Here is a 10,004-nt window from a genome sequence, read left to right on the forward strand (position 1 = left end):
CCGTCACCCTAGTGCCCTTGCCCCGCTGGCTCTCTAGGTGAATGTGGCCCCGATGGGTCTCGACAATCACCCTAGCGATCGCCAGCCCCAGCCCGGTCCCCTGTTCGCCGCTGCGTAAGCGGGAGGGATCAGCTCGGTAGAAGCGATCGAATGCGTGGGCCACAGCTTCCTCATCCATCCCAATGCCGGTATCCTTTACCGTGACCTGTACCCCCGGCTGTCCCTGGTGCTTAGTGGGCTTGACTTGCACCGTCACGTTACCGCCCTGGGGGGTGTACTGCACCGCATTGCTGATCAGGTTGGTAAATAGCCGGATGAGCTGGCTGGGATCGCCCAAAATCGTGGAGCTGGCGGTGGGAGGTGCTGCGAGGGTTTTTTGAGTGCCAGAACGATGCTTCCCTTGATCCCCGTGGAACGCCTCTACCCGCAGAGTAATCTGCCGCTCGGCGGCCATCACCTGCTGCTCTTCCACCACATCCTCCAGCAGCCCCTCCAGGCTAAGCGAAGCTGGGGTTAGGGCAATCAAGCCGCTCTCCTGACGGGCTAAAAACAGCAGGTCATCCACCAGTCGCCCCAGCCGCCGGGTCAGCCGCTCAATCACCTGAAACTGCTTTTGCTGAATTTCGACGTCGGGATCGGGATCCGACAGCGCTACCTGGGCATTGGTCTGAATCACCGCGATCGGGTTGCGCAACTCGTGGGAGGCATCGGCGGTAAACTGCTTCAGCTGTTGATAAGATTCACGCACGGGGGCGATCGCGATCCCCGACAGCAGCCAGCCAATCGCCGCCACCGCCCCCACCATTAGGCTGGTGCCTAGGGCGAGATCGACAATCAGCCGACGGCTGGGCTTTGTCACCTCAAACCAGGGGTGGCTAACCCGCAGGTAGCCCAACACTTGGCCGTCAGCCTGCACCCGCTCGGTAATTTGGCGAAAGAAGGTCTCTTGCCCTACGCGCACCGTTTCGCCCGCTGGGTTCACGTGCAGGGGCACGGGCTGGAGGTCTGTAAAGGTAGACCACAGCAGTTGCCCATCGGGGCCAAACCACTCCAGGTCGATGTGGTCGTCTTCGACGGCGCGGGCATTGTCACGAAAGCTGGCTTCTACGTTGACTCGCAGCGGCGGGCCACTGGTATCGATAGAGGCGAAGATGTGATCCCCGGCGGCATCGGGTTCGATCACCAGCGATCGCTCCACAATTTCCACAACATGGTTCAGGGTGTCATCTACCCGCTCCACCAGGGTGGTGCGCACGTAGAGGTAAAACCCACTGGCAAATAGCAGCAGCAGCACCGCCGTTACCGCCGTATACCAGAGCGCAAGCCGCTGCCGAGTCGCCTGAAACATAGAGAACTAGGGCAATTTTCGAGTGACAAAGTTTAGAATGAATTAGGCCATTTTTATAGCCTGTTGAGCATCCTCTGCCTCTGGTTTCAAGGTCTTTGAGGGATATCAAAATTCTGTTACACAGAGAGTCAATATACCTGCCGTATCATCCTAATAGCTGACTCACGGTTCGCTGATTTTTCTGGCGTTCTATGAATTAGCCAAGCGCTACAGGTAGTGCCTAGAGGTATGTTTTCCGGATTGCCTTCATGAATCATTGGAGGGCATACAAGGTAAGCATTTAGTCAACACCTTGATCAAATGCTATGAGCCCTATTCTGTCGTAGGAAATTACGGCGTTTTGATTACGGATATTTCTGATCAGCTATGATTCCCCCTTTTTCATCAGCTTAAATCGCTAAGGTCGTCCAGGCTATTCAGCAGATCGTCGGAGGCGTTGTTTTGGTCTGGGGCATTGAGCAGAGCGTCTAGATCGAGAAGGCTTTCGGCCTCAAAGTCAGGGCTTAGAGCGAAATCATCTCCCTGAGCGCTCTCTAGATCGGTCTCTAAGAAGGCATCAAAACCCCTATCAGCGTCTATCGCGGGCGGGGCAGCGGGTTCGGAGGAGAGATCGCTCTCAAGGTTTAGATCGCTGTCGAAGCTTATAGCTTCTGGGTTTCCGGTATCAAAGCTGGAGTCTAGAGCAAACTCATCGCTCTGAGAGTTCTCTAGATTGTTGTCTAGAAGGGCGGCATCAAAATCCATATCAGCGTCTGCGGCAGGCGGGGCAGCAGACTCAAAGGAGAGATCGCTCTCAAGGTCTAGATCGCTATCGAAGCCGGTAGATTCCAGGTTTTCGGTATCGAAGCCGGGGTCTAGAGCAAACTCGTTGCCCTCAGGGCTCTCTAGATCGTTGTCTAGAAAGGTGGCATCAAAATCTATATCAGCGTCTGCGGCGGGTGGGGCAGCAGGATCAGGGGGAAAAGCGCCGCCTAGATCTAGGCCGGCTTCTAGGCCAGCGGCCAGGGTAGCGGCATTGGCGGCGGCGATCGCAGTATCCAAATCAAACTCGCCTGGGTCAGCTATGGGGGCAGGGGCCTCAGACGGCAAAGACTGCTGTAGCTGCAGCCTGGCCTCATAGCTTTGCTCTAGCTCCTGGGTGCGCTGGGTGAGTTCATTCTGGTAGTGCTCAATTTTTTCGGCTAGCTGCTGCTCATACTCTTCGCGCAAGCTGGCTTCTAGCTCTCGCCGCAGGTTCAGCTCCAGTTCTTCAGCGGAGGGCTCGGTTGCGATCGATCCGGCTCCTGGGGAACTAGCCTGGGCCATTTGCAAACGGACCTCGTAGTCTTGTGCCATTTGAGCCAGACGCTGGGCTGTGTCGTCTTGATACTCGGAAATGCGTTCAGCTAGCCGCTGCTCATACTCAGCTTGAAGTCTAGCTTCGACCTCGGCCAAGTCGGTGGATTCTGCACTATCTACTGTTGACGGCTCCGGCACCAGGGCACCCAGGGGAATATTACCCGTGTCTTGGGCTAGGCGAGCCTGAGTCTCGTCCTGGTAGTGAGCGATCGCCTCGGCCAGGCGTTGGTCATAGTCTTGCTGGGCCTGCGATCGCGCTTCAACCAGCTTCTCCTGCAGGTGCTGCTCGTAGGCCTGCTGAATTTTGGTGGCGGCTTCTTTAAGACGAGCCTCGTACTGCTTGCGAATACGTTGCTCAATGGTGCTATCTACCTCGTTCGAGACACCGCCCATCATGCTCTGGCGAGCTTGGTACTCGACCTCCATCTGGCTACGCTGCTCATCATACTGAGCCTGGTAGCGCTCCATGCGCTCAGTTAGCTGCGCTTCGTAGTCTTGTTGTAGTTGCAGGGTGGCTTCGCGCAGCCTCTGCTCATGCTCTTTGGCCAGATCATCCTGCCGCTGCTGACTTTGGTGCAACGCCTCACTCAACTCATTCACCTGACTCTGGCGAAGGTAATATCCCACAATAATGGCCAGTAGTAGGCCAATTAAAACAGCAACAATAAGACCTTGCGTAAGTTGAGGCATCGTATTTTCCCCTGTAAAAAATAAAGCCGAGCCGCAGAGCATTTACGCCTGAAAGGCAAAAAGGCAACACCTCTCCCGCCTTAGCAGCTACTAATAAATATTGACGATCAATGATATACGCTGCGCCCCGTTTAGGATCTCGAACTTTGTCCCCACAGAACCTTTAAGGTACCCAGACCAGAGACCGACAACCACTTTTCTGGCGCTAACCGTTCGATAACAGATTATGTCTATGCTCGGCGTTAACCCTGCGGGCACTTAGACTCATCCTCTACAATGAAGTTACAACGCCTGATTCAGGTGGCGGGCCATGTTACGCCCGTGCTCTAGGTAACCCTGCTTAGCTTTACCCCATTACCCTATTGCTTATGACCCATTCTCCCCACCGTCAGCCTGCCGTTAGCGACGCGGTTCAGCCGGAAAGCGCCAGCGCCTCCCAGCCCAGCCCAGCTGAAGATGATGCTCTCAAGCTGGCCTATGCCATTGCTGCCGCTGCCGATGAGCGCAAAGCAGGTAACATTACGATCTTGCAGGTGGGAGATGTATCGTATCTGGCCGACTATTTTGTGGTGGCGACCGGGTTTTCGGCGGTTCAAGTGCGCGCCATTACCCGATCGATCGAAGCAGCCCTTGAAACTGACCACAACCGTCGTCCCTTAAGGGTTGAAGGCCAGGGCGAGGGCAGTTGGATTGTGATGGACTATGGCGAAGTGATTGCCCACATCTTCATGCCCGAGGCTAGAGACTACTACGATTTAGAAGCCTTTTGGGGCCACGCCAACCAGATTGTCTACCCATCCTCTAGCCAGCACTTTAGCCCGTCTCAGTTTTAATCACTAGACTAGAATTTTCCCCTGCCATCTGCTTGCCGAGCAGTAAACAGTGATGTAGTCAGGCGCTGCTGACCGGTGGTGTGAATTTGGGTGAGGGCGTAGGCGCAGCCAAGCCAAAGGCTTTGTGGCCGTGGTGGCGACCAATGAATTGCCCTGTAGAGTTCCTATTGGTAGGCAATTCGTTTAGGCTAGAGCTAGATTTGCGTAGTGTCGGTGGCAATGCCTCAAAGATGTCCTGTACCGGCTGAGCAGCAGCCTATCAACGAATACCAGGATGTACGAGATTCTTGGTTTTACGGCTGGGGTAGCCGCAACTTAACGGGGTACCTCAAGCCGGTAGTTGTGCTTTGGATCGTCGGCTGGGCAGTGGCCGGGCCTATGGCAGCGGCCAGCTTTGTACCAGCTAAGCATCCAATGCCTTTCGGCCTTAGCGCTGCCATGGGGGCACTGGTGCTGCCCTTGCTGGCGCTGCTACAGCTCTACGTGGGCTGGGCCCACGTGGGGGGGCGACTCCGGCAGACCACTGTGCCCTACGAAGAGTCGGGCTGGTACGATGGCCAACTTTGGATTAAGCCAGAAGAAGTATCAAACCGCGATCGCCTCATCGTAGACTACCAAGTGCAGCCTGTGCTTCAGCGCATTCGCCGCACTCTGGGGGTGATAGCCCTGCTGCTGGCCCTCGGTCTAATTACCTGGCCTCTCCTGGTGTAACGGGCCGTCTTTCCAGTGGCTGCACCAGTCGCACACTCTTGTTCATCACCGCAGAGCCTCTATTATGACCAGCAGTCGGGTTAATCGACACCAAACCAAAGAGCTACAGATACAGCTGCTGAGGGAGGGCATTGTAGAGTCTAACCACATCGCCCACGTGGCAGTGTGCGATAACCGGGGCCGCACCCTATCAGTGGCTGGCAACGGCGAGTTGGGGACTTTCATGCGCTCGGCGCTCAAGCCCTTTCAAGCTTTGGCAGTAACGGCGGCGGGTGCACTAGAGCGCTACAGCCTCGACGATCGTGATTTAGCGATTATGTGCGGCTCCCATCAAGGCACCATCGAGCAGGTGCGCCAGGTCTTTCACATTCTTTGGCAGGCTGATCTCGATACTACCGCCCTACGTTGTCCTATCCCAGCGGGCAAAAAAAGCCCCTTAGAGCACAACTGCTCGGGCAAGCACGCCGGCATGCTGGCTGTTTCTCAGCAGCGCAACTGGCCCTTAGAGAGCTACCTCGATCGCAATCACCCGGTGCAAAAGCTGATTGTGTCGCGAATTTCAGAACTGTTGGGTATGCCCTCCGACGAGTTTATCTGTGCCCACGACGACTGCGGTGCCCCCACCTACTTCATGCAGCTCAGCCAGATGGCGACGCTCTACGCCATGCTTTCATCGGGCAGCAGTCTGGATATGGAACGCATTGTGCGGGCCATGACCAGTCACCCTGATATGGTGGGCGGCCCCGACTCCTTTGACACCACGCTGATGACCTTAACCAGCGGGGCCTTAGTTAGTAAATCGGGAGCCGAAGGCATTCAGTGCATTGGCCGAGTGGGTGAGGGGCTTGGTGTAGCCATTAAGGTGATTGACGGAGCCAAGCGGGCCAAATACGCCACCGCCATCTTTACCCTCCGTCAGCTCGGCTGGATTTCACCCACGGTGGCCGACACCCTGGCTGAAACCTATATGGAAATTGGCAACTACAAGCGGCTCGATGTGGTCGGCGATCTGCCCATGATGTATTAAATTTGATGAGCTGTAAGTACTGTCCTCAAAGGATTACAGCCCATTTGTCGAAAAAAAGACTGTCTTTAGAGAAAATTAGATTGTTAACTGAGAACATTTATCGCTATACTGAATAAGTCGACGCGGGGTAGAGCAGTCTGGTAGCTCGTCGGGCTCATAACCCGAAGGTCCATGGTTCAAATCCATGCCCCGCCACCAACTAAATCAAAAAGGGTTCCTAGAAGTATTCTGGGAACCCTTTTTGTTTGGCCTAGCTGGGCTAACGGCCTGCTAATGGGCAATATAGCCAGTGCGCCGTCCAGTTTTTGCCAATGGTAATGACCTCTGTGTCCTAAGCGCATTGGCCAGCGCTATAGTGCTTAGGCAATCGCGATTGTTGTTGACCCCGTCGAGAGCAGCACCCATGGCTCAGCCCAAGATTATTGTTTTAGATGACGACCCCACTGGATCTCAAACAGTGCACAGCTGCCTACTGCTAATGCAGTGGGACGTAGAAACGCTGTGCCAAGGGTTGCAAGATGCCGCGCCGATTTTCTTTGTGCTGACCAATACCCGCGCGCTCACCGCCGCCGCCGCTGAGGCGGTCACCCGAGAGGTTTGCCAAAATCTGAAGCAGGCGATCGCCCTGGTCGGCATTCAAGACTTTCTTGTGGTCAGCCGCTCTGACTCAACCCTGCGGGGCCACTACCCGGTGGAAACCGATGCGATCGCAGATGAGCTTGGCCCCTTCGACGCTCACTTTCTGGTGCCCGCCTTTTTTGAGGGAGGTCGCATCACCCGCGACAGCACTCACTATTTGATCGTTAATGGCGAACCTGTCCCTGTCCACGAGACCGAGTTTGCCAAAGATTCGGTGTTTGGCTACAGCACCAGTTATCTGCCCGACTATGCAGCCGAAAAAACTGCCGGACGCATCCCGTCTCAGGCGGTCGAGCGCTTTACCCTGGCCGATATTCGCGCCGGATCCCTAGAGCGGCTCATGACCCTAGAAAACAACGTCTGCTGCGCTGTCGATGGCGAAACCCAGACTGACCTTGACCAGTTTGCCCAAGACCTGCTCACCGCCGCTGCCCAGGGCAAGCGCTTTTTGTTTCGCAGCGCCGCCAGTATTCTTACGGCACTGGCGGCTCTCCCTGCCCAGCCCATCGATGCTGACCACATGGGCACCTACGTACGCGGTGGACAGCCCGGCGTTATCATCGTCGGCTCCCACGTGAAGAAAACGACCCAACAGCTAGACCAATTGCTGCAAGAGCCAGGGGTAACCGGCATTGAAGTAAATGTGACCCAGCTGCGAGATGGTGGCCCCACGGCCCGCCAGGAACTGCTCACGGATATCTTGGCGCAGGTCAAAACCGCCTACAGCAGCGACCAGGTGCCCGCCGTCTACACCAGCCGCAGCGAACTCACCTTTGACACCGTACAGGCCCGCCTCGACTTTGGTGTCGAGGTCTCCTCCCTGCTGATGGATGTGATTAAAGGCCTGCCCGCCGACATCGGCTTTTTGATCAGCAAAGGAGGCATCACCTCCAATGACACGCTTAGCACTGGGTTAGCGCTACGGACGGCCCGCCTGCTGGGTCAGATTTTGCCAGGAGTTTCTGTGGTCCGCACCCCTGCTGATCATTCTCAGTTTCCCGACTTGCCCGTGGTGCTGTTCCCCGGCAATGTGGGGGATGATATGGCGCTAGCGATCGCCTATCGACGTCTGATGAACCGCTAAAAATGGCGTAGAGACGCGATTGGTCGCGTCTCTACACTCAAATCTAACGGCTTGCTTCCTGTCGCTCTTCTCGCAGATCTTCGATCAGCTGGGCCAGTTGGTCGCTGTCGGTGTGGTAGACCTCATTGCAAAAGTGGCAGATGGCTTCGGCCCCCTCGTCTTTTTCGATCATGTCCTGGAGCTCATCTTCGCCCAGCATTTTGAGCGCCCGCAGCATGCGATCGAAGGAACAAGGGCAGCTAAACTGCACCATTTGAGTTTCGGGCAAGATTTCCAGGCCTAGGTCCCCAACCAAGTCGCCAAAAATTTGGGGTAGGGTTTTGTTGGCCCGCAGCAGGGGGGTAAAGCCCGTCAGGCCAGCCAAACGGCTTTCGATCAGGTCTACCATTTCGGCGTCTTCAGCGGCTCGGGGCAAAATTTGTAGCAGCAGCCCCCCAGCGGCTTCTACCCCATTGGCCCCCACAAATACACCCAGTACCAGAGCCGAAGGCGTTTGCTCTGAGTTCACTAGGTAGTGGGTGAGGTCGTCGCCAATTTCTCCAGAGACCAGCTCTACCGTGCTGGAGTAGGGGTAGCCATAGCCCATATCGCGCACGACGTACACGTAGCCGTTGCGGCCTACGGCACCGCCCACATCCAGTTTGCCCTGGGCATTAGGGGGCAGTTCAATCGATGGATTGTCCACATAGCCACGGGCGGTGCCATCCATCCCGGCATCTACCAAGATGCCGCCTAGGGGGCCATCACCGCGAACCCGAATATTGACCCGGCCCTGGGGCTGTTTCATACTGGAGGCCAGCAGCAGCCCCGCCGAGATGGTACGACCTAGAGCCGCCGTGGCCACGTAGGATAAGTTGTGGCGCTGCCGGGCCACTTCGGTCAGTTTTGTGGTGATAACGCCGACCACCCGAATGCCGCCATCAGCGGCGGTAGCCCGAATCAGTTGATCTACCATGCGTTGCCCCAGTCTTCCCTTAATATTGCTTAGTAATAATTGTAGAAGGTTTGGGGATGCGGTTTTGAGAGGGTTTACCGACCCTGGCGCTAGGGCACGATTCCGGGACGGATACTCGTTCCGAGTCAGTTCTCGCTTGTGCAATGCCGCAGGCTATACGCTCTGCGAATCGCGCTCATAACCCCTATCTGGTTGGTTTTCTTTTGGCATACTGGGAGGTGTTGTTTGCGGGCACATCACCACCCTATGCTAGGCACATTTCAGCACAGCCGCCTTCGCATTGAAGTTGAGGCTAACCAGGGACAAATTCAGGCCAGTTTGGTGCAGCCCAGCAAATTTAGCCAATGGCTCTGGCCGCAGCGATTTAGTCAGGGGCTACCCAACGAGTTGCACAGCGGCCTCAGTTTTAATAGCTATCTCGGCCCGGTTGAAATTCACCACGAAGTCAAGCAGGTTAACGATCACAGCCTTTATATGGTGCTGTCTGGAGGTATTGACGGGTTTCACGAGTGGTACTGGGGCGAGCAGTGGGTGCAGTCACGGCTGGAGGGAGTTTCGGCTTTGCCCCTAAATCTGGGCCAAAGCCTAGCGATCGCGCGCCTGCGGCAATTTTTGCATCAGCCTACAACCTAGCTACCAATCTTCTAGACCCTCCGGCTCCTAGACTTATAGACGTTTAAGATAGGTGCACCTGGCCCAGCACGTGCACCAGTTCATCCAAGAACTGACCCTGGGCTTTAATAATGCGTTTCTTGGCCTCTTCTAGTTCAAACCAGGCGGCCTGATCAACCTCAGGGAACTCCTTTAGTACACCTGAATGGGGCGGCCACTCTAGCACAAAGGTATTGCTGTGTAGGGTGTCGGGGTTAAAGTTGCCTTCAAAAGCCCAGGCATAGACCAGTTTGCCTCCAGCCTGGCGCACCGGTTGCAGGGGGCGAAAGACTCCCGTTGGGGCCTGCCCGGTTTCCTCAAAAAATTCGCGTTTAGCGGCCTCAAAGGTATCTTCCCCAGGGTCAATTTCGCCCTTGGGAATGGTCCAGGCTTGCCAGCGGCGATTGACCCAGTAGGGACCGCCCGAGTGCACCAACAGCACCTCCAGGTGGTGATTCTGGGTGCGATACATGAGCAGCCCCGCGCTTTTTTTAGCCATAGCAGCAATTCCCTTCTAGGGAGGCTCCGCCAACGCACTACACCCTGGCTCATTGAACTAAACCTGAGTGTGTCGTACTTACGATATGAGCCGTTACAGCACTAAACCAGGGACTCTATCGACCCTCAGATTGTAGCTGGCAGGCCCAAAAATGTTTGATATCTATTTGATCTATATATTTTGATCTATGTAGCATCTGTTAAGACATTTAGAGTTCCCAAACCCATCC

At 55.7% G+C, this 10,004-nt stretch carries 9 protein-coding genes and 1 tRNA gene; 6 read left to right on the forward strand and 4 right to left on the reverse strand.

What is annotated here, in order from left to right; all coding sequences use genetic code 11:
• Positions 1 to 1,348 (reverse strand): cell wall metabolism sensor histidine kinase WalK (locus tag IQ273_RS25110; protein ID WP_194025879.1); only part of this gene is annotated, 1,348 nt, incomplete at its 3' end.
• A gap of 384 nt (positions 1,349 to 1,732) precedes the next feature.
• Entirely contained in the window at positions 1,733 to 3,376 is a 1,644-nt protein-coding gene (locus IQ273_RS25115; protein WP_194025880.1) for a hypothetical protein, read from the reverse strand.
• Positions 3,377 to 3,744: 368 nt separating this feature from the next.
• On the opposite strand from IQ273_RS25115, the gene rsfS reads away from it, so the two are divergent.
• The 5 genes from rsfS to IQ273_RS25140 all read left to right on the forward strand — a co-directional run bounded on the left by rsfS (position 3,745) and on the right by IQ273_RS25140 (position 7,670).
• On the forward strand, positions 3,745 to 4,209 hold the full coding sequence (rsfS, locus tag IQ273_RS25120) for a ribosome silencing factor (protein WP_194025881.1): 465 nt from the start codon (positions 3,745 to 3,747) through the stop codon (positions 4,207 to 4,209).
• 219 nt (positions 4,210 to 4,428) lie between these two features.
• Positions 4,429 to 4,920 carry a CGLD27 family protein gene (locus tag IQ273_RS25125; RefSeq protein WP_194025882.1) on the forward strand — a complete coding sequence of 164 codons (492 nt, stop codon included), beginning with the start codon at positions 4,429 to 4,431 and terminating at the stop codon, positions 4,918 to 4,920.
• Between the two features lie 64 nt (positions 4,921 to 4,984).
• Positions 4,985 to 5,947, forward strand: a complete 963-nt coding sequence (locus IQ273_RS25130) for an asparaginase (RefSeq protein WP_194025883.1) — start codon at positions 4,985 to 4,987, stop codon at positions 5,945 to 5,947.
• Between the two features lie 121 nt (positions 5,948 to 6,068).
• Positions 6,069 to 6,145, forward strand: a tRNA-Met gene (locus IQ273_RS25135).
• 205 nt (positions 6,146 to 6,350) lie between these two features.
• Positions 6,351 to 7,670 carry a four-carbon acid sugar kinase family protein gene (locus IQ273_RS25140; protein ID WP_194025884.1) on the forward strand — a complete coding sequence of 440 codons (1,320 nt, stop codon included), beginning with the start codon at positions 6,351 to 6,353 and terminating at the stop codon, positions 7,668 to 7,670.
• Positions 7,671 to 7,713: 43 nt separating this feature from the next.
• Here the strand turns inward: IQ273_RS25140 and hslO are convergent, their stop codons facing one another.
• Complete coding sequence (hslO, locus tag IQ273_RS25145; RefSeq protein WP_194025885.1) at positions 7,714 to 8,625, reverse strand: Hsp33 family molecular chaperone HslO; 912 nt, start codon at positions 8,623 to 8,625, stop codon at positions 7,714 to 7,716.
• A 246-nt stretch (positions 8,626 to 8,871) separates the two neighbouring features.
• On the opposite strand from hslO, the gene IQ273_RS25150 reads away from it, so the two are divergent.
• Positions 8,872 to 9,258, forward strand: coding sequence for a hypothetical protein (locus tag IQ273_RS25150; protein WP_194025886.1), 387 nt, complete (start codon positions 8,872 to 8,874; stop codon positions 9,256 to 9,258).
• A 43-nt stretch (positions 9,259 to 9,301) separates the two neighbouring features.
• Here the strand turns inward: IQ273_RS25150 and IQ273_RS25155 are convergent, their stop codons facing one another.
• Entirely contained in the window at positions 9,302 to 9,775 is a 474-nt protein-coding gene (locus IQ273_RS25155; protein WP_194025887.1) for an NUDIX domain-containing protein, read from the reverse strand.
• Between the last annotated feature and the right edge of the window lie 229 nt (positions 9,776 to 10,004).

This window comes from Nodosilinea sp. LEGE 07298 (assembly GCF_015207265.1).
Classification (GTDB): Bacteria; Cyanobacteriota; Cyanobacteriia; order Phormidesmidales; family Phormidesmidaceae; genus Nodosilinea.